This window comes from Collinsella sp. OF02-10, assembly GCF_003463445.1.
Classification (GTDB): domain Bacteria; phylum Actinomycetota; class Coriobacteriia; order Coriobacteriales; family Coriobacteriaceae; genus Collinsella.
In genome coordinates this window covers 34,000-55,309 of sequence record NZ_QSCW01000013.1, presented here as the reverse complement: position 1 = coordinate 55,309, position 21,310 = coordinate 34,000, and the positions used below count along the sequence as shown (strand labels likewise).

12 protein-coding genes are annotated in these 21,310 nt (G+C 61.3%); 7 read left to right on the top strand and 5 right to left on the bottom strand.

What is annotated here, in order from left to right; translation table 11 throughout:
• The first annotated feature begins 177 nt into the window (after positions 1-177).
• The 3 genes from DXA43_RS07375 to DXA43_RS07365 all read left to right on the top strand — a co-directional run bounded on the left by DXA43_RS07375 (position 178) and on the right by DXA43_RS07365 (position 11,335).
• The gene (locus DXA43_RS07375; RefSeq protein ID WP_117806716.1) at positions 178-1,779 is read left to right on the top strand and encodes an LPXTG cell wall anchor domain-containing protein; all 1,602 of its coding nucleotides are present in this window, start codon (positions 178-180) and stop codon (positions 1,777-1,779) included.
• A gap of 205 nt (positions 1,780-1,984) precedes the next feature.
• Positions 1,985-4,378, top strand: a complete 2,394-nt coding sequence (locus DXA43_RS07370) for a hypothetical protein (protein WP_117806715.1) — start codon at positions 1,985-1,987, stop codon at positions 4,376-4,378.
• Positions 4,379-4,714: 336 nt separating this feature from the next.
• Entirely contained in the window at positions 4,715-11,335 is a 6,621-nt protein-coding gene (locus DXA43_RS07365; RefSeq protein WP_117806714.1) for a leucine-rich repeat protein, read from the top strand.
• A gap of 406 nt (positions 11,336-11,741) precedes the next feature.
• Here the strand turns inward: DXA43_RS07365 and gltA are convergent, their stop codons facing one another.
• The 5 genes from gltA to glmU form a co-directional block, all read right to left on the bottom strand.
• On the bottom strand, positions 11,742-13,151 hold the full coding sequence (gene gltA / locus DXA43_RS07360) for an NADPH-dependent glutamate synthase (RefSeq protein ID WP_006235794.1): 1,410 nt from the start codon (positions 13,149-13,151) through the stop codon (positions 11,742-11,744).
• Positions 13,142-13,981 carry a sulfide/dihydroorotate dehydrogenase-like FAD/NAD-binding protein gene (locus DXA43_RS07355; protein ID WP_117806713.1) on the bottom strand — a complete coding sequence of 280 codons (840 nt, stop codon included), beginning with the start codon at positions 13,979-13,981 and terminating at the stop codon, positions 13,142-13,144. The genes gltA and DXA43_RS07355 overlap by 10 nt, the downstream gene beginning before the upstream one ends.
• 374 nt (positions 13,982-14,355) lie before the next feature.
• A complete protein-coding gene (gene pth / locus DXA43_RS07350) occupies positions 14,356-14,985 on the bottom strand; it encodes an aminoacyl-tRNA hydrolase (RefSeq protein ID WP_187364989.1) in 630 nt (209 codons plus the stop codon).
• A gap of 239 nt (positions 14,986-15,224) precedes the next feature.
• On the bottom strand, positions 15,225-16,211 hold the full coding sequence (locus DXA43_RS07345; protein ID WP_022094252.1) for a ribose-phosphate pyrophosphokinase: 987 nt from the start codon (positions 16,209-16,211) through the stop codon (positions 15,225-15,227).
• Positions 16,212-16,403: 192 nt separating this feature from the next.
• A complete protein-coding gene (gene glmU / locus DXA43_RS07340; RefSeq protein WP_117806712.1) occupies positions 16,404-17,816 on the bottom strand; it encodes a bifunctional UDP-N-acetylglucosamine diphosphorylase/glucosamine-1-phosphate N-acetyltransferase GlmU in 1,413 nt (470 codons plus the stop codon).
• Between the two features lie 199 nt (positions 17,817-18,015).
• On the opposite strand from glmU, the gene DXA43_RS07335 reads away from it, so the two are divergent.
• Genes DXA43_RS07335 through DXA43_RS10465 form a run of 4 tightly spaced genes read left to right on the top strand, consistent with a single transcriptional unit; the run spans position 18,016 to position 21,263 of the window.
• Entirely contained in the window at positions 18,016-18,903 is an 888-nt protein-coding gene (locus tag DXA43_RS07335) for an energy-coupling factor transporter transmembrane component T (RefSeq protein ID WP_233540040.1), read from the top strand.
• Complete coding sequence (locus DXA43_RS07330) at positions 18,903-20,546, top strand: ABC transporter ATP-binding protein (RefSeq protein ID WP_117806711.1); 1,644 nt, start codon at positions 18,903-18,905, stop codon at positions 20,544-20,546. Before DXA43_RS07335 ends, DXA43_RS07330 begins: the two co-directional genes overlap by 1 nt.
• Before the next feature lie 4 nt (positions 20,547-20,550).
• Positions 20,551-21,042 carry a DUF6580 family putative transport protein gene (locus tag DXA43_RS07325; protein WP_233540039.1) on the top strand — a complete coding sequence of 164 codons (492 nt, stop codon included), beginning with the start codon at positions 20,551-20,553 and terminating at the stop codon, positions 21,040-21,042.
• Positions 21,027-21,263 carry a hypothetical protein gene (locus tag DXA43_RS10465; RefSeq protein WP_233540038.1) on the top strand — a complete coding sequence of 79 codons (237 nt, stop codon included), beginning with the start codon at positions 21,027-21,029 and terminating at the stop codon, positions 21,261-21,263. Before DXA43_RS07325 ends, DXA43_RS10465 begins: the two co-directional genes overlap by 16 nt.
• Positions 21,264-21,310: the final 47 nt, after the last annotated feature.

The following is a 21,310-nucleotide window of genomic DNA, read 5'->3' as shown; positions in this document are numbered from 1 at the left end:
CTCGCCATCGAAATTTATCGATGGCCTATTTCAGACTGTAATGGGCGCGCTTGGCAATAGCGTGCTCGTTGCCTTTTGCGCTGGCAGGTGCGCCACATGAGAATTTGTGCCCCAGGATCCGGATATCTTCCCGTAACATGGTGTTATAGAAGCACCCCTTACGACAAGGAGGCTCACATGCGAACGCAAATCCATGACAACCCAATCGACCACGGCCGCGCGTGCTCGCTCTCCCACGGAACATGGCGCCGCGTGGGCGCAAAACTCGCCTGCGCGGGGGCCTGCGCGCTCATGGCCGGCCAGCTGCTGCTGCCGAGCGTGGCGCTCGCCGCCGACTGGGTCAACGTGGGCGGCACGCAGTACGACGCGGGCACCGCTGCCGGCGACGAGGCAGGAACCTGGTCCTGGGACGGCGCCGACGACATGAAGCTTAACGGCTACGACGGCGGCTCCATCGGCGCCAAGGGCAACCTCACCATCGGCGTGACGGGCACCAACACCGTCACGGCCGACGCCGGGCAGAGCGCCATCGCTGTTAAGAACGGTAACCTTGCCATTACCGGCGACGGCACCCTGAATGCGACGGCCCAGAACGATGTGATTACGGCGATAGGCGACGGCAGGACCGGCGGCGATGTGACCATCAGCGGCGTCAGCGTCAACGCGACGGCTTCGGGTGCAGCGGAAAATGTGGCGGGCATTCGCGCGACGGCCGGCAGCGTGACAATCGATAAGGGCGCTGATGTCAAAATCGAGGCGAAATCGGCTGAAGGATCTTGGCGTCCAATGGAGGTCATCTGCGGTATCCATGCTGATAACATTCCAAACAGACACGCTGCCCAGGAAGGCGAGCAGGAAGAGTCGGATTCCGCTTATGAGCACGGCGGCGATGTCACCGTCGATGGCGCCAGTCTGTCGATTAAGACTGGCGATGCCTCGTGGGCTTCCATGTGCATCAATACGTTTGGTATCAAGAAGAATACCCTCATGAAAATCGTCAACGGAGCCGATGTCACGCTTTCGGCTGGTAGTGCGGCTTCGCTCTCGGCTGGTATCAGCGCGCGCTCGCAAGACGGTGCGGTGTGGATGCTTGTCGAGAAGTCGAACCTCACGTCTCGAAGCCTGTCTGCCGCAAGCGGCATCGACGCCGATCGCAATCAAAGTTTTGGAATCATGGCAGAGGCAAATACCAGGTTTGAAACGCCTCGTATCCAGATTTTCAAATCGAAGATTGAGGCTTCGGGCGCGACTGCGGGGATTTATGCGATCAACCGCAACGTCGTGAATACGACCATGTACCATGCCGCGATGATCGATTTACGAGGGAACGCGACGATTACGATTCCGATGGACGGCGCCGTGCGCGATGTGAAAAAGGATGTCGATACGGGGCAATGGCCTAGTTCCCAGAGCGGGCAGGTCATCGGTGTTGCCGGTTCGTCTACGATTTCGGATATCGTCGGTTCTGCCGAGGTCGCCCATGATGTGGTGATTGATTTTGGAGACGGGCAGGAGCCGGACCCAACGCCGGACCCCGAGCCGGCTCCGGAGCCCGATCCCATGCCCAATCCCGAGCAGAAGCCTGACCTCAAGCCCGTAGACAAGGATGCAAAGACCACCAAGACCGTTACGACCAAAACTGCAGCTGGGGCCAAAAACGCTTCCGGCGCCCTGGCCGCCACGGGCGATAGCGCCGCGATGGCGGCGGCAGCCCTCGGCATCGCCGGTGCGTCCGTCATCGGCGCCGGTTTCGTTGCGTCCAAGCGCCGCAACCGCTAGCGTAATCTTTCATAGCCATTTTCAGCCGCCGCGCGGGCATAAATGCTCTTGCGGCGGCTCTTTGTATTTCCGCAGGTAGATGCCTAGGTTCGCATCTACGAACCTAGGCGTACGGAGTCATTTGACACATCTTGGTTGTACAGGACCACCACAAAGGGGACAGGCACCTTTGTGGTGGTATGCCCCTACGACCAAGGAGGCCGTTATGTGCGGAAGCCACTTTGGAAAGCAAACCCAGCGCGAGCGTACCTGCTCGCTGGTTCACGGTACCTGGCGTTGTGTGGGTGCCAAAATAGCTTGCGCCGGCGCGTGCGCGCTTATGGTCGGTCAGCTGCTGCTGCCGAGCGTGGCGCTGGCGACGGAATGCGCCGATCCCGCCGCTGGGACGGATGAGGTTGCCGCAGCTCCGGTGACGCCGACGGTTGCGGGGGATACGGCTGCAACGACCGCACCAGCTGCTTCGACCGCGCCTGCAACCGATGCTGCTCCGGCGGCGCAAGCCACCGTTGAGCCTCAGCAGACGGCCCCGACTGGCGCCACCGATGAATCCAACGATGCGGCACCCGCTGAACAAAATACTCCCAGCGACAACGCCGCCACGCCGGCGAATGACGCCATCATGCCCTGCGGTGTGACCGATGTTGTTGGCGGCAGCGGCGTTAGGGTCAATATTACGGTGCGGAACAATTACACCGACATCAAGAAAGAAGAAACGATTGAGTATGTGGAGGGGATTGCCCTTGTAGATGGAGACCAGTCTGCTCTCGATGGTAGCGCTTTGACTTTTATCGGCCTGGGGGACTTGATCGTCCATGCGGCGTATGACAGTGCGAGCAATAAAACAACGCTTACCCTGGATATCAGCAAGATTCAGAGACAGAAGGAGGAGCAGAAGTACTTTACGGAGTACAAGGAGAATAAGTCCAAGATGACGACCACCTATGATGGATCCAAGCTTACGTATACGGGTACAGAGCCCGGGAATATCATCATCGGTGATCCGGACGACGCCTTTAAAGGAGACACCGAGGCGACCGGGAAACCCACTATTAACGAGATTCGGGATGACTACTACACCCGCACCCATGTCTACGAGAGGGCGTGCCTTGTTATCCCGGCAGCGGAATCAGAATCGGAATCCATCTCCTTTGCCAATGTTCAGAATACGAACTTCAATTGGCAGCTGGATACTGGTCCGCAGGCGACGGCAGGTGTCCCTAACTACGATGCAGATAAATACGAAATCGCTTATGAATGCTGGCAGGAATTTGAAAACAACGAACCCGTTGCTGCCTGGTATTCCGATAACGGCTCACATGGTTCCCTGCCGACTATTACAAAGTTTAAAAGCGGGAAAGAGTACGTGTATTCTCTTATGCTGAAGCCAAAAGACGGATATTCCTTCAGCGATGAAACCGTTGTTACCGTAAACGGGGAAACCGTAAAGTCGAGTCTAAGCGGAGAATTCCTGTATGTCCCTGCTATTAAAACAGTTACGACGCCTGCTTCGTCGGAAAACGAAGCTCTTGAGAATCTAAACGTCAACGATGTGAAAATCGACTACGCGCCCGGCGAGGCGCCGCGTGCGACCGCGACGATTCCTGCCGCCGATGCCGATAAGTATGAGATCGCCTATGAGTGCTGGGAAGAGATGGATGGCAGCGACCCTGCGGAGCTCAAGCCCGTTGCCTTCTGGTATTCCGACCCCGCAAAGTACACGCCGGGCATGAAGAAGATTGACCACTTCGAGGAGGGCAAGTTCTACATGTACTCCGTTGAGCTGAGGCTCAAGGGCGACAATACCGTGGGCAATGACTGCATGATGTACGTCAACGGCCATTGGGCGCACCACATCAAGACCGTCGACGGCGTCTTCGCACCAAACGCCGACAATATGCTGTGCGAGCAGCCGATCGACGAATGGCGGGCCATCGACGTTGTCGAGATCAACGGCGCCACGACCACCTTCAAGGCAGGCGATAAGCCGATCTTTACGGCGAATGTTCCGACGGGTTCCAACTCCCTTCCTCAGTGTGAGTTCTGGACGGGCAGCGATGGCAGCGAAGTGAACTCTCAGAAGTTCTGGGATCAGAACATCACGAATCACATCGACGTCTTTAAGCCCGGCGTGACCTATCGCTACGGTATCTACCTCAAGTCCGCGCGCGGCTTCTACTTCACGTCCGACACCAAGCTGGTGATCAACGGCCAGGAGTGCGGCTACCAGGTCGCGGATAGCGTATCCGATGAGGACAGCAGTTGGATCTACACCCTGTGGCTCAACACCGATTTGACCTTTACGCCCGAGGCCACGCCGACTCCCGATCCGCAGCCTACGCCGGATCCCAAGCCAACGCCGCAGCCTGGGGTGAAGCCTGAGACCGAGCCCGAGGTGAAGCCCGAGACCAAGCCCGCGGCCAAGCCGGCCACGACAACCGCCACGACCAAGACGGTTGAGAAAACCACGCACGCCAAGAAGGGCGATGCTGTCCTGGCTACCACGGGGGATACCACCGCGATGACGGTCGCCGCCCTAGGCATCGCCGGCGCAACCGTAGCCGCCGCCGGCCTCGCCGCGACCAAGTGCCGCAAGCGTTAGAGCTGGGTGACGGCTCTCGTTCTCGGCCTCAGCAAAATCTCAATCTGTAACACCAAACTGCCCAAAACGGCTCTAGATGTTACAGATTGAGATGAACTGCTCGGCTGCCAACCTAACGTCTCGATCTGTAACACGTAGCGAGGAATTTGGCCTCTAGCTGTTACAGATTGAGACTAACTGGCCGGCCAAGTCCAGAACCGCCACAAAGGTGCCTGTCCCCTTTGTGGCGGTTTGCGCAGGTAGAACGGTAGGTTCGTATATATGAACCTACCGTTCGCTTTGTTTTTGGACAACGATTACGCTGGATGACTTTTGGTTTGCAGGAAAGGAACGACCATGAGGTGGACTACTGTTCGAGCGCTTTGCCGCCGCCTGACCATTGCCGCGGTGACCCTCACCATGGTGACGGGCTCGTTGCCCGCGGGCGCGTTTGCCGAGACCCTCACCACCGACGGCACTTTTGTGCAGACGGATAACGGCCAAGCAGCCAACGCTGCTCCCGCCGATTCGGCTGACGCCCAAATGTCAGACTCTGCTTCCGCCGACCCCGCGCCCGATGCCGGCGCTGCCGACCCCACAGCGCTCGATGCCGGTGACGCCCCTGCGCCCCCGGACTCCGAGATTGCATCGGCGGCGGGCCTGACGGGCGCCGGACAGACCGAGAGCACACCTGCGGGTACGCTTGCCACCGATCTTGTCGAGGGCAAGGAGCTCGCCGAGCAGCAAAAGCAAGAGGAGGCTTCCGGCACCGAGGCGACCTGGAACGAGGAACTTGAACTCTGGGCAACCTCGAAGGGCGCCACGGGCGTAAAGGACGAATACGACGATGGCTACGTGGCCGACGAGCAGACCCCCGCGCAGTACTACTTCTCGATTGATAGCCTCACCAACGAAATTTCTATCGAGTATGGCGACGCGGGCATTACCACGTTGGAGGTGCCCTCGACCATCGACGACAAAAATGTCGTAAGCCTTACGGGTATGGGAAGCGCTGCGCTCACATCGATCACCTTCGCCCCTAATTCGCATGTCCGCTCGGTTGGAGGCTTGGGCGGCAGCAGCATCAAAGAAATCGCACTGCCCGATTCGGTCGAGGAGCTCAAGAGCTATGCATTCTACAAAAGCAAGACGCTCCAAACGGTAACCTGGCCCAACAACGCGGCCTTTACCACGATTCCCGAGCAGGCCTTTAAGGAATGTGAACAACTTGACGACAATGTGGTGGCAACGCTGCCGCCTTCGGTCAAAACTATCGACTATCTTGCATTCGCCTATTGCGGCGTGCCACAGTTCTATGTCTCGGACACAACGGTACTCACCTTTACGCAGATCGATGTGCCGGGCACGGTGGAGCGGATTGAGCAACTTGCCTTTGACGGGTGCTCCTTTGTGTCGTCGGTGACGATTGGCGATGGTGTCAAATCTATCGGGGCGCTCGCGTTCGCCTCTCTTGATCCTGCGATTGCCGGCAAAGAGATTGTGCTACCCAAAAGCGTGGAAATGATAGAGTGGGGAGCTTTTGAGAACACGAGATACGGAAACGAGACGAACCATAATGCCGTTGTCCTGCGCGTGATGAACCCCGATCTTCAGTTTGGTGAGGCGGGATATCCGGGCGACTATAATGAGCGCGTGACAATCGATGGCGTAACGTATGCGATTCCCTTTAGTGAAGGCCAGATCATCTATGCCTATGCGACCGATTCGGCTGGCAACCCCTCGATGGTCAAAAAGCTTGCCGATGCCGTGGCCGATCGCAAGGACTCCGTCGATTCCTCGAAGCCTGCTTACACGTTTGAGTGGATGGGCGAGGCGGCCCAGGTGACGGGCAAACTTCCCCAGAGCGCGACGGCTACACTCGTGCAGGCGGGGCAGTCCACGCCGCTGGCGGTTGGCGATGACGGCAGCTTTGCAGCGGACGCTCTCTCCAAGACAGCAGTCACCCTGCGCATTTCGCTCAGCGGTTACTATGACATGGTGCTGGCGCGCCCGGGCGACCAGATGACGGGCACGTGGAATATCGGAGAGATTAAGGCGGAGGACTTTACCAAGATTCCGACTTCGCGCGCGATTGAACTCAATGTGGCCTATCTCGAACCGGTCGCAGGCCAGGATAAGACCGAACGCATTGAGCTCGATAGTCTCGATAACATCGATCTGACGGTGAAGAGCGGCGGCAAGACGCTCAAACCTGCCAAGGGCGACAAGGAAAACGACTACCGTATCCAGGGTACAGCGCTCGTGGTGTCGCAGGCCATTGCCGACGCGGACCAGGATCTGGAGATAACGCTCGTGCCCAAAGACAGCCTCAAGCTGGGTGGGGCGACGGCGACGGTGAAGCCTTCGGCCGGCAAGGTCGATATCGACTTGAAGCCTTGGGGTACGGCGACGGTCACGACCAAGGGCGACTACCAGGGAGCCAACCGCGTGCTGGTGTTTCGTACGTCCGACGGCAAGTTAGTCGCCGACGGCGTCACCTATCTGATGGGTTACGAAGACGATGGCACCACGCCTATCATGAAGGCCGAGACGCCGCGCCTTAAGGCCGGTTCGTACACCATCGTCGCCTTTAACAAGACGAGCTACGACATTCAAGCGACGAGCTATTCCACGTTTAGCCGGCTAGGGCTGACCGTGGGTAAGCATATCGCGCAAAAGCAGGTGAAGATTGAGGACGGCAAACAGCTCGACGTGACGCTCGACGTGCCGACGTTTGACGTGGAGGCCTATCGTGCCGAGCGCGGGCTGACGGCGGGCTCGGTTATTGCTGATTCGTCCGCGGTCGTTGGCGTGGAGACCGAGCTGCGCATTCATTACGAGCTCAAGGACAGCCAGGCTGCCAAGATTGAGATTCCGCTGGCCAAGGATGCCGTCGAGGATGTGTCCGCAGGCTCTCGCGATCCTGGTGATAGCTCCCGTACATGGTGGACTGACGCGACGTGGGAGGGCGACAACCTCGTTCTCGATATGAAGAAGGGCATGGGCGCCGATGTGTTTGTGCGCTTTAAGCCTAAGGCCGCGGGCATCTATGCCGTTTCGCCGCTTATTACGCTGGGCGAGGTGACATTGCCGCTGGGAAGCACCACGCTCGAGGTTAGCGGATCGCGCATCGAGGTCGACAACACCGACGTTCACAGCCTGCTGGGCAATGTGGCCTACGTTTATGCGGCGCCCGGCAAAAGCGTGCAGCTTACCGTGGGCGCGGGCGCCTCGGCCGCAAAGTACACTGGCAAGACCAATAAACTCGGCCGTGCCAAGATTGAATACGACCTGCCGCAGGATACGCTTGCCGCCGAGCGCGTGACGCTCGAGGCGCGCGTGGGCTCGACCGATGTTGCCGCCGCTGCCGCAGAGGTGACGGCTCGCAATTATGTGCGCTATGTTCCGGGCGCTTCGGTCTGGAACTTTGATGTGACGTATCGTGGCGGTACGCAAAGCCTGGTCAAGGACGGCAAGGACACCGGCAAGAGTCTGTGGACCTTCCATCATCTGCCGCAAAAGAAGAACGCCTACTGGACGTTCGATATCACGCTCGAGGTGGGAAACGAAGAGGCCGCCGACACGCTCGACCTGTACGTGGACTGCGTGGATGGCAAGACGGTGACGATTCCTCTGACTCAAAAGTCGCGCGAGGGCACCCATGTGCGCTATGTAGCGGAGTATGTGGACGAGGGTTACCTTAAGCTGCTCGACGAGTTTAACAAGGCGAATGACTCGACCTATGTGAACTGCGGCAACTTTGAGCAGATCTTTATGCCGCAGACCTACCGCATCTCCAATGCTCAGCTTATGACCATGCTGAGTTTTGACGCCAACGCTTCGGCCAAAAAGCATTCCGCCGCGGCCGAGGAGCGCCAGCAGGAGTTCTCGAATGCCGTGCAGCAGTGGCACGAGTATATGATGGATAACTCGTTTAATGATGTCGACCAGGCGTTTAACGACGCGATTGATCAGATGGTCGCCGATGCGTTTGCCGAGGAAGAGAAGGGCGGTAAAGAGGACGAAGCCCAAGGTGGAGCTGCCCGCAAGGCTCGTCGCGCCCCCGCCGTCAGCGACGGCGAGGGTGATGATGCTGGCAACGACGAGGCCGCGCAGTTTGCCGCCGAGCTTAAGGCTGCGGTTGGGGGCTCGTCGGCGCTGCTGACCAAGCAGGGCGACAGCTATGGCGTCAACGTGGACAAGATGATCTTTGAGGACGCGTATGGCACCGGCGAGGATTGGTACCAGGAGCTCGCGTCGGCTCAGGGTGCAAATGCGGCGGACGCGGCGGCCATCAAGGAACTTGTCGACCATGCGTCGCGAGCGGAGTTTATTGCCCAGCAGGCCGAGGATCTGGTGGGTCAGTCGATGGGTATCGGTCGGCTCAACCAATACGGAAGCTGGAATGACGCAAGCGCTGCGGCGCTCAACAAGTGTGCGGGCATTAAGGCCAGCGAGTACAACGGCCAGTCGACGAGCGGGTTTAACGATTTGGGCCAGGCGCTCGGCAGCTCGCTGAGCTACAAGGCGGCTGACGACGATACCGTCAAGGGCTTTAAGGTCGCCGCGCCCGATGGCGAGCAGACGGCCTATATAGAGTCGGAGTTTATCGAGAGCTCCAATAACAACAAGAACCAGGCGCTTCTGTTTAACTCGATCGCCATGCAGTGCGACATTCTGGACAACCTGTACGACAACTGGAATGTGGTCCATAGCCTCAATAACTCTACGATTCGTGGCTGGCTTATGGCTTGGAAGCGCAACGGCGACGTGAGCGCCCATATGAAGCTCATCCGCACGATCCGTTCGCTCAAGAGCTATAAGATCGAGTGCGAGATGTTCGGCCAGGTCTTTAAGACCGATGCGTGGAAGGCAGCCGGACAGGCGTTTCCCGCGGCAGCTCAGGGTATCGGCATCTTTACCGGCATTTACGGCGTGAACGATGCCAGCAAGAACTGGGAGAACGTGAACGTCCGCATGCAGAAGGTGAAGGGCGAGCGCGAGGGCTATGAGCTTCAGCATACGCGCTTGCTTGCCAAGCCCGAGAAGACCGAGGATGACTGGAAGTGCATTTACGCGCTGCGCGACGCCATGGAGAAGGCGCGTGCGTTTGAGGATCTGCTGTATCGCCAGCTCTGCCACGACAGCACCGATGTGGCAGTGGGCTCCATTATGACAATCGCCGGCGTGCTGACGGCCGGTTCGGCGGGTACCGTGGTGGGCGCTGCCTATGACGCGGCTTCGACCAGCGTAGGTTCGGAGCGCGCGATTAAGCTGACCAATGCCGAATGCGCCTACGATGTTGCTTGCGAGCAGGTGGAGCGCGCATGCCAGAATCGTATTACGGTCAACTGGGGCGAGCTGACCGATGCCGAGGTCTATAACGCCAACAAGGACGGCTTGATCTCGGACGAGAAGATGCAGTCGATCTTCGAGGCACGTTATCGCAATGTGGCCGCCAAGGCCGCACCCGATCCTGCGGGCGTGGTGTACGAGGGCCTGCTGTCCAATACGGTCGAGGGCGCAACGGTCGAGCTGTGGAGCGCCGACGATGCGGCCGGTACAAATGCCGTGCGTTGGGATGCCGAGGAGTATGAGCAGGACAATCCGCTTGCGACGGGTGCGGACGGTGCTTACAACTGGAATACGCCGACCGGCTGGTATCAGGTGCGCGTGACCAAGGACGGGTATGAGGAGGCGCACTCCGCCTGGCTGCGCGTGCCGCCGATTCAGACTGAGGTGAACATTGGCTTGGTGTCGACGGCGGTGCCCGAGGTGGCTTCGGCCCATGCCTATACCGATTGCATCGAGGTTGAGTTTGCGCAGTATATGGATGCGAGCGACGATGCCCTGGTCGCATTGTGCGCGCAGGGCTTGGGCGACGTGACGTATACGTGGCTCGACAAGCAGGACGATCCCAATGGCAAGCCGCTGTCGCGCGTGCTGCGTATTCGCTATGCCGATGCGCGTGAGGCGGGCTCGACGGTGGCGTTTGAGCTCGACGGTGCTCGCAACTACGCCGGCACGGCCATGGCGCGCTGGGCAAGTGGTGAGCTTGTCGTGGGCGTTCGTGCCGACAAGCTCAAGCTCAACGTGGAGCAGGCCGTGACCATGCTTGAGGGCAGTGACTTTGAGCTGGTGGCGCATGTGACCGATAAGGCGGGCAAGCCGTTTGCGGGCGCCAAGGTTAGTGTTGGGCTGGAGTCCTCGGCTATCTGCTCTGTCGATGCCACCCAGGCCGTGACGGGCGAGGACGGCGCGGCGACGTTTGTGCTGCATGGTGCTTTGCCCGGTTTGACGACGTTGACGGCGACGGTGGACGGCACGGCGCTGTCCAAGCAGGTCGACGTTCGCGTGTCTGCCGAGGCAGTGCGACCGGCGCGACCGGTGGCGACGATTGGTGCGACGACGTTTGGTGCATGGTCGCCCAAGGAGAATTACATTACGGTGCCCAAGGGTACGAAGCTGGAGCTTTCGGCCGAGGATGGCGCGACGATTTGGTACACCACCAACGACACCTGCCCCTGCCGCGACGAAGGCCGCGTAAAGTACACCGAGCCTATTGCGCTCGATAGCAATATGTACGTGCGCATTGCGGCACAGCGCCCTGGCATGTCGTACAGCGAGTATTCCGAGCGTCTGAACATTACGATTACGGTGACCGATGAGGCGGTGCCTGAGCCCAAGCCGGAGCCCGGGCCGGAGCCGGAACCCAAGCCGACGCCTGGCGGCGGCGAGCAGGGTGGCGGTGCGGATGGCTCTGGTGGCGCCGGGGCTCCTGCGGGTGGTTCGACTTCGACGACGACCACAGTGACGACGGACAAGTCCAAGGGTAAGGGCGAGAACGGCAAGAAGTCCGGCGGCACGGAGCTCGCCAGCACGGGTGACTCCGCCGCGATGACGGTCGCTGCCCTGGGCATCGCCGGCGCAACCGTCGCCGCGGCCGGTGTCGCCGCAACCAAGCGTCGCAAGCGCTAGGTCTTGGTGGCGGCTCTCGTTCTCGGCTTTTACAAAATCTCAATCTGTAACACCAAGCCAGATATTTGGACCTAGGTGTTACAGATTGAGATGAACTGTTCGGTCGCCAACCTAACGTCTCGATCTGTAACACGTAGCGAGGAATTTGGCCTCTAGCTGTTACAGATCGAGACAAAGCGGGGGCGGCTGGCGCAATATCTCGATCTGTAACAACTACGAGGCTCAACAGGGTCTGGCTGTTACAGATTGAGACAAACGTCGGAATTGGTTCGCCGGCCAAGTCCCCGACCACCACAAAGGTGCCTGTCCCCTTTGTGGTGGTTGAGGCGGCCGGCATAGAAAAAAGTCCCCGCCGGGCGTGTGCTCGACGGGGACTTTGCCGTTTGATGGCTAGCGCTGCGGGTGATTACTCGCCCAGCAGGCTCTTGGTGATGGAAGCGGCGGCCTTCTTGCCGGCGCCCATCGCCAGAATGACCGTAGCGGCACCGGTGACGATGTCGCCGCCAGCCCAGATGCGGGGATCGGTGGTCTGGCCGGTCTCCTCGTCGGCAACGATGTAGCCCCACTTGTTGAGCTCCATCTTGCCGCCGATCTTCTTTGCGAAGGGGTTGGCGTTGGTGCCGATAGCCGAGATCGCGACGTCGCAGGGGATCTCCTCGATGGCGCCCTCGATGGGCACCGGGCGGCGACGGCCGGACTCGTCAGGCTCGCCGAGCTCCATCTTCTGGACCTTGACGGCGCACACGGAGCCGTCCTCGCCAGCGACAAACTCGAGCGGGGAAACGAGCGGCAGAACCTCGACGCCCTCGGCCTTAGCATGGTGCAGCTCGGCGCGACGGCAGGGCATCTCGTCCTCGGTACGACGGTAGGCGATGATGGCGTGCTCGGCGCCCAGACGCTTGGCGGTACGGACGGCGTCCATAGCCACGTTGCCGCCACCAAAGACAACGACGTTCTTGCCGTGCTTGGTGGGGGTGTCGTACTCGGGGAACTTGTTGGCCTTCATCAGGTTCACGCGGGTGAGGTACTCGTTGGCGAAGAAGACGTTGGGCAGGTTCTCGCCGGGAACGTTGAGGAACTTGGGCAGGCCAGCGCCGGTCGCCACGTAGATGGCGTCGAAGCCCTGCTCGAACAGCTCCTCGGCCGTGGCCATATTGCCCACGACGGAGTTGTACTCAAACTTGACGCCCATGTCCTCCAGGCCGTCAATCTCGCGCTTGACGACTGCCTTGGGCAGACGGAACTCGGGGATGCCGTAGACCAGCACGCCGCCGCCGGTGAAGAATGCCTCGAAGACGGTAACGTCAAAGCCGTTGCGGGCGAGCTCGCCGGCGCAGGTGATGCCGGACGGGCCGGAGCCGACGACAGCGACCTTCTTGCCGTTCTTGGGGGCCATCTTGGGCGTGGAGGCGAGCTCGGGGCGATCACCCAGGAAGCGCTCGAGCTGGCCGATGGCCACGGGCTCGGACTTCTTACCACGGATGCACTTGCCCTCGCACTGGTTCTCCTGCGGGCAGACGCGGCCGCAGATGGCGGGAAGCATAGAGTCCTCGCGGATGGTATCGAGGGCGCCGCCGAAGTCCTTCTCGCGGATCTGCTCGATAAAGCGGGGAATGTTGATGTTGACGGGGCAGCCCTCAACACAGAACGGCTTCTTGCAGTTGAGGCAGCGCTCGGCCTCGGCCAGCGCCATCTCTTCGGTGAAGCCCTTGTCGACGGGGCGGAAGTCGCAGGCGCGCTCGGCAGCCGGCTCCTCGTTATCGGGGGTGCGGGGCGACTTCATATCGGCAACGAAACGACCGTTAACTAGTGGCATGCGCAGCTCTTTTCCTCATAGGCCTTGAGGGACTCGCCCTCTTCGGAACGGTAAGCGGCCTGGCGGGCACGAAGGTCATCCCAGTCGACCAGGGTGGCATCGAAGTCGGGGCCGTCGACGCAAGCGAACTTGGTCACGCCGCCCACCTCGACGCGGCAGCAGCCGCACATGCCGGTGCCGTCAACCATGATGGGGTTGAGGGACGCGGTGATGGGGGTGTCGTACTTCTGGGCGGTGAGGGTCGAGAACTTCATCATCGGAACGGGGCCGACGCAGAAGACCTGGCTCACGGCCTTGTCCTGCAGCAGGCGCTCCAGCGGAGCGGTGACAACGCCCTGCTCGCCGTAGGAACCGTCATCGGTGGTGATGTGGATGTGGTCCTCGTCGAGGAGCTCGCGGAACTGGTCCTCCATGAGCAGGAGGTCCTTGGTGCGGGCGCCCATGATGGCGTGCACCTCGTGACCGGTCTCGACCAGGTGCTTGGCGACCGGGAAGGCAATTGCCAGGCCGACGCCGCCGCCAATGACGGCGCAGGGGCCCTCGGCCATCTCGGTGGGAACGCCCAGCGGGCCCACGACGTCGCGCAGCGACTCGCCGGCCTCGTAGGTGGACAGCATCTCGGTGGTCTTGCCGATCACCATGAAGATGAACTCGACCCAGCCCTCGTCACCGTTCCAGCCGGCCAGGGTAAACGGGACGCGCTCGCCCGTCTCGTTGGCGCGAACCATGAGGAACTGTCCAGCGTGCGCATGCTTGGAGATAGCGGGCGCCTCGATGCGGAACTTGAACACCTTCTCAGAGAACTGCGTCTTCTCCAGGATCTTATACATAGAACCCCTCTCTTGTTAGGGCGACCGAACCGTGCCTCCACGGAAATAGACGGCAGCCCGATTAGAACCGTACGCGCACAGGCGATGTGCAGACATACGGTGCAAATTATACCCTCATGGGCATGCTGTTTACGTGTGTCTTCGGCGGTTGGGAAAAGGGTTTATCCACTTCGACCTACCAAATAGGGATAGGTTTATTTTGGTCGGTTTTATCAGGCAAAACGGCAAAGGGGGCCGGCCTCGGGTTGTGATGAGGCCGGCCCCCTTTGGGGTGTTATGCGTGTATGGCGGCGCGGGGTTTATTGCGATGCGGCCACCGGGGCGTTTCTGTAGATAGAACCTGCCAAAATAAACCTGTCCCTAAACGGTAGGTTTTAGTGCTTGCCGTTGGCGGAGGCGGCGCCGTTGACGTGGTCGCGGGCATAGATCACGCCGTGCACGATGGCGAGACCCGCGGCGTCGGCGGCGCGGGCGCAGGTGTCCTGGAAGTCATCGGCCTCGCGGGCGCGCAGCTGTTTGAGCACATAGTCTGCCACGGCCATCTTGCCGGGAGGGTTGCCGATGCCGGTGCGGATACGGCTAAAGTCGCGGCTGCCCATCTTGTCGATGATGGAGCGCAGGCCGTTGTGCCCGGCGTGGCCACCGCCCACCTTGACGCGTACGTCGCCGGCGGGGATGTCGAGCTCGTCGTGAATCACGAGTAGCTCCTCGGCCTTGATCTTGTACTCGCGGCAGAGCTTGGAGATGGGGCCACCCGAGGTATTCATATACGACTGCGGCTTGACCAGCACGATCTGGCGCTTGCCACCCTCTTCCTCGGGATCGTTGATGTTGATGAGTGCGACCTCGGCGCCGGCCTGGTTTTTCCAGTACGTGACACCGGCCTGACGGGCCAGCTCATCGATCGCCTTAAAGCCGGCGTTGTGGCGGGTCTCGGCATATTCCTCACCCGGGTTGCCGAGTCCGGCAACCATGCGAATCTTAAGCGGCTGTGCAGCTGCCATATTTATCCTTCCGTTAAACAAATAGTTCAATCAACGACAAAGGCTACCACGCCCGCCGAAGGCGAGGAAAGGGTACGGCAAAGTCATTTCAGAAAACAGCTGCCCCGAGACAGCAGGAAGCCCGGTAGGCCGGGAGGGGTTATCTAAGCCGACATCCCGCAGCCGCGAAGCGGCGAGGACGTCGGCGTGATAACCCCGCAGGCCTACCGGGCTTCCGGTGAGATGCGAGGGTCAAGCGACTACAGCGCGAAGTCGCCGCCGACGAGCGTGGAGACGGGCTCCTCGTGGTAAACGGCGGAGATGGCCTGAGCGAACTCCTCGGCGACCGAGATGGTCTTGATCTTGCCGCCGACCTCGACGGGAATGGCGTCGGTGACGAGGCACTCGACGATCGGGGCGTCGTTCAGACGCTCGATGGCCGGACCGGAGAAGATGCCGTGGGTGGCGCAGACGTAGATGTCACCAGCGCCCATAGCCTTGAGCTCCTTGACGTTGGCGCACAGGGTGCCAGCGGTGTCGATCATGTCGTCGTTGATGATGCAGGTCTTGCCCTTGATGTCACCGATGATGCCCATGACCTCGGCGGCGTTGTGGCGCGGACGGCCCTTGTGGGCGATGGCCAGGTCGCAGCCGAGCATGTCGGACAGCTTCTTGGCGGCCTTGGCGCGACCCACGTCGGGGGAGACGACAACCAGGTTGTCGGTGTCGAAGTGCATGTCGTTGTAGTACTGGCCAAACAGCGGCAGTGCGGACAGGTGGTTAACCGGGATATCGAAGAAGCCCTGGATCTGGCCCTGGTGCAGGTCGAGGGTGATGATGCGGTTGACGCCGGCACGCTCGAGCAGGTTGGCGACGAGGCGGGCGGTGATGGGCTCGCGCGGGCCGGCCTTGCGGTCCTGGCGGGCATAGCCGTAGTGGGTGATAACGGCGGTGATGGAGCGGGCGGATGCGCGCTTGGCAGCGTCGGTGGCGATGAGCAGCTCCATGAGCATGTCGTTGACGTTGCCGCCGGCCACGGACTGAATCAGGAAGACGTCGGCGCCGCGGACGGTCTCGTCGTAGCGGGCGTAAATCTCACCATTGGCGAACTGCTTTAGCGTAAGGCCCGAAAGCTCGACCCCAAGGTACTCAGCAATCTTCTGAGCGAGGGGACGGTTGGAGGAACCGGAATACACGCGGATGGACTTGCGCATATTCTCCGACTTCTCGGGATCATTAATCGGCATTACCCTTCTCCTTTATACATCGAATGCCATATAGATGCCTTGTTGCATTGTAACCGCGCGGCGGGGTTTATCGGGTCCTGATAACGTCTTTACCGCCAACGGACACGAACCGACCACTCATCCGGTTGCGCAGGTCACGATAGAAAAAGGAGCCGCCCCCATGGAGCAGCTCCTTTTGTGCTTGGTAAAACGTTATACCTCGTCGTCCTCGTGCAGACGGCGGCGATAATCGGCGGCCCAGCCCTCAATATTTACCTGACGGGCGCGGCCCAGGCCGAGTGCGTCAGCCGGGACCGGATCGGTGATGACGGAGCCGGCGGCCACGAGCGCGCCGTCGCCGATCTGGGCGGGCGCGACCATCATGGTGTCGGAGCCAATGAAGGCGTCCTTGCCGATGACGGTCTTGTGCTTGTGGACGCCGTCGTAGTTGCAGGTGATGGAGCCCGCGCCCACGTTGACGCCGGGGCCCATGGTGGTGTCGCCGATGTAGGACAGGTGCGGCACCTTGGAACCCTCGCCGATCGTGGACTTCTTGATCTCCACGTGCGTGCCGGCCTTGGATCCGTCGAGCATGTGGGTGCCCGGGCGCAGGTAGGCGCGCGGGCCGCAGTCGACGCCATTCTCGATGACGGCCTCGATGGCGATGGTCTCATCGATGGTGCAGCCGCTGCCGACGGTGGTGTCGGTGAGGCGGCTGTTGGGGCCGAGCTGGCACTCCTCGCCCACGGTGACGTGGCCGATCAGGTGCGTCTGCGGCCACACGACGGTGTCGCGGCCGATGGTGGCGTCGGGGCCGATCCAAGCCTGCGTGGGGTCGATGAACGTGACGCCCTCGGCCATCCAGTGCTCGTTGATGCGGTCGCGCGCGATGGCGGTAAGCTGCGCGAGCTGGATGCGGCTGTTGACGCCCAGGCCGTCGCGGTAGTCGTCGCAGTGGAAGATGGAGACTGCCTGGCCGTGACCCTTGAGGATTTCGAGCATGTCGGGCAGGTAGTACTCGGACTGCGCGTTGTCGTTGCCGATCTCGTTAATGTGGGCGGCGAGCTGCGCGCCGTCGAAGGCGTAGCAGCCGGCGTTGCACTCGAGTAGCTCGGCGGCCTGCTCGGGCGTGCAGTCCTTCTGCTCGATGATGCGCTCGATCTGACCATCGGCGCCCAGCTTGATGCGGCCGTAGCCAAAAGGATCGGGCGGGGTCATGGTCATGACGGTGCAGGCGAGCTCGCCGGTGGCGACGGTCTGTGCGAACTTGGCGACGGTGTCGGCGGTGATGAGCGGCAGGTCGCCGTTGAGCACGACGACGGGGCCTTGCGTGATGCCGCAGGCCTCGAGCGCGACCTTTACGGCGTGGCCGGTGCCCAGGCGCTCGGTCTGCTCGACGCACTCGACTTTGGTGGCGCTGTTGGCGTAGGCGCCGTCGATGAGGGCGCGCATCTCGTCGGCGTGGCTGCCGATGACGACCACGACGCGGCTGCAGCCGGCCTTGATGGTGGCGTCGACGATCCACTGGACCATGGGCTTACCCAGGATCTTGTGCGAAACCTTGCAGTGGTTCGACTTCATGCGGGTGCCCTCGCCGGCAGCGAGGATAATTGCGGTTGCGTCCATGTGATCTCCTGTTACGTTATAGAGACGTGTGTTTGGAAACGATACACGGCGCAATATGATACCGCAGGCATATGACGAGCGCGTAACGATTGGTTTGCGGCGGTTGAGGCTTGCGCCGCCGGCGTGGCGTTTGCACTGCTTGCGTGCGGCGTTGGCGGTGCTGCGGAGCTGTTGTTTGAGCGAGGGGACGGGGGTGCCCGTGGACAACATACGAGAGGAGTTTGGCGGCGAGCCCGTCGCGGCATTCTCGATGTCGCATCCGGCTGTGCCGGCACTCTATATAGTGCTGACGCTGGGGCTCACTATGTTCTCGATGCAGCCGGTACTGATTGCGCTGTCACTTGCGGGCGGGCTGGCGTATGGATTTGCGACGCGTGGGGCTGCCCGCACGCTGGGCGCGCTCCGCTGGCAGCTGCCGGTGATTTTGATCGTCGCGGTGCTCAATCCGCTGTTTAGCGCCTCGGGCTCGACGGAGCTGTTCCGTATTGGCATGCGCGCGGTGTATCTGGAGAGCATGGTATACGGCCTGTGCATGGGCGGGCTGTTTGTGGCGAGCGTGCTGTGGTTTGAGGCGGCGGCGTCGATGCTCGAATACGACAAGGTGCTCGCGCTGCTGGGCAATGCCGCACCGGTGATTGCGCTCATGATCTCGATGTGCATGAGGCTTATCCCGCAGTTTTTGCGCCGCGGCCGCACGGTGCTGGCGGTGCAGGACGCGATCGATGTGCCGGGCCGCGCGCCGGCCGACCCCGTGCGCTCGCGCCTGCGGGCGTCGAGCGTGTTGATGGGCTGGGGCATGGAAGATTCGCTGGAGCGCGCGGACTCGATGCGCTCGCGCGGGTGGGGTGCCGCGACGCGTCGTACGACGTATACGCGGTATCGACTGGGGCGCAGCGACGTTGCCGCGCTGGCCGGGCTCGCACTGTTTGGTGCTGTCGCGGTGGCGGTGGCGTGGACCGCGACGACGCAGTATTCGTTTTATCCGCAGCTCTCGGTGCCGGCGCCGTGGCTGGGCTATGTCGTGTACGCTGCCTGGATGATGCTGCCTTGCGCGTTGCACGCGATTGATGAGAAGAGGTTTGGCTGATGGCTCGGTTGGATAGGGGCCCGGTGTCGGGCGCGGCGTGCGGCCCGGATATTCCGGCGATTGAGGTGCAGGGCCTTAGTTTTGCCTATCCCGGGGCCGAGGCACCGGTGCTCGAGGGGCTTGATTGGCGTGTTCCCCAAGGTGCATTTGCGCTGCTTGTTGGCGGTACCGGATCGGGTAAGTCGACGCTGCTGTCGCTGCTCAAGCCCGAGATCGCGCCGGCGGGCGAGCGCACTGGTGATGCGCGCGTGCTGGGCGAGAACGTTGCCGACATGGACGTGCGGGCATCGGCGGAGCGCGTGGGCTATGTGTTCCAGGATCCCGAGAACCAGATCGTGTGCGAAACCGTGTGGCACGAGATGGCGTTTGGCCTGGAAAACTTGGGGCTAGCACGTGATGAGATGCGCCGTCGCGTAGCTGAGACCAGCTATTTCTTTGGTCTGGAGGACTGGCTTCATCGCGATACTGACACGCTTTCGGGCGGCCGCAAGCAGCTGCTGTCGTTGGCGGCCGTCCTGGCGCTGCGTCCGCGTGTGCTGCTGCTCGACGAGCCCACGTCTCAGCTCGATCCCGTTGCCGAGAAGAATTTTCTGCACGCGCTGTTTCGCGTGAACCGTGAGTTGGGCTGCACGGTTGTTGTGGCTACGCATCAACCGCGCCCAATGCTCGAGTATGCGACGTGTGCGTACCGGATTGAGGACGGTCGCGTGCGCGAGGTGGCGGATATGGCTTCTTTGGGACGCCGAGAATCGTTGTTTTCCGACGACATGTTGGGGTGGGGTGCCGTCCGATGTGCAAAAAACGGAGTATTCAGCAGGCGTGAGGACAATTTGGGCTCTCTGGAGCCGCCCGGGGACGTATCGAGCGCGAAAAAAAGTTCGGAATTGGACAAATCGTCCGAATTTGTGGCGCAAACGTCGCTCGAGAACGGCTCGGAAGCCTTCCCGCGCACGGATGGGAGCAGAATACTCCAAAAAATGCACGGCGGGTCGGCTACCACCCTGGCAGGGAGCTGGTTTCGCTACGATCGAGCGTCCGGCTGGGTGCTGCGCGGACTCGATGTGGCGTTTTCGACTGGCGCGGTGCATGCGATTGTGGGCGGAAACGGCTGCGGCAAGTCGACGATGCTCTCGGTGCTGGCCAAAACGGTCAAGTTGCAGCGTGGTCGCATGGTGCGTGGGGCGGTATCGGCGGCGCTGCTGCCCCAGAATCCCAAGGCGTTGCTGGTTGCCGAGACGGTGCGCGACGAGCTGATGGAATGGGCTTCGACCTGCGGGTACGGCGAGGATATGGCGCGGGAGCGCGCGGTGAGTCTGGGGCTCGCGGGCTTAGGGGAACGCCACCCCTATGACCTTTCGGGCGGACAGCGCCAACTGCTTGCGTTGGCAAAGCTACTGCTAATCGGCCCCGAACTGCTATTGCTTGATGAGCCTACCAAGGGTCTGGACCTGGCCAGCCGCCGCATCATCGCCCGCGCCCTGCGCGACCATGCGCGGGCTGGCGGCACCGTCATCATGGCAACGCACGACCTGGATTTTGCCGAGCAGGTAGCCGATGACATTTCCATGATGTTTGACGGCGAGATCGCCTGCATGGAGCCGCCGACCGACTTCTTTGCCGACAACGTGTTTTATAGGGCGTGATGGGATGACGGATTATCGCGTCGCGCGCCTGCTCGCAAAACTGGAGATCCCGCTGCTGCTGGCGGTGCCAGCCGTGATGGCTGCGGCGTTGCTGGCGGGCGTTGAGCAGGCGGCACTCGCCATGCTTGTCGTGGTGGCGCTGGTGCTTGCGCTGTTCTTTGCAGGCTACGAGGCGTCGCGACCGGGCCTGCGCCAGATTATGCCAACGCTGGTTCTGGCGGCGTTGGCCGCGGCGGGGCGCATCTTGTTTGGCCCCATTCCCGACTTTAAACCCGTGAGTGCCATCGCCATTATCGCGGGGGCGACGCTTGGCCGCCGCAATGGTTTTATGGTTGGCGCGCTGGCGGCGCTGAGCAGCAATTTCTTTTTTGGACAGGGCATGTGGACGCCGTGGCAGATGTATGCCTGGGGCTCGTGGGATACGTTGGCGGTGCGCTGGCGCATGCCGGCGCTTTTGATCGCGCCGATGGCACCGTGCGTATGCCGGCGCTGCTGACCTACGGCTTTGCTTCGGGTTTGCTGTACGGCGTTGTGATCAACGCCTACGACATTATCGGTTTTGTTCAACCGCTCACGTGGGCGGGTGCCATGGCGCGTCTTGCCACGGCGGTGCCGTTCGATATCACGCACGGCCTTGCGACCTGCGTGTTTTTGGTCGCCCTGTACAAGCCTTGGTGTCGCCGCATCAACCGAGTCGTCGTGAAGTGCGGACTGTAGGGCTGGTTGCGCCGGGGCGGGAATCAATACTGCCGAAGTGCCATTTT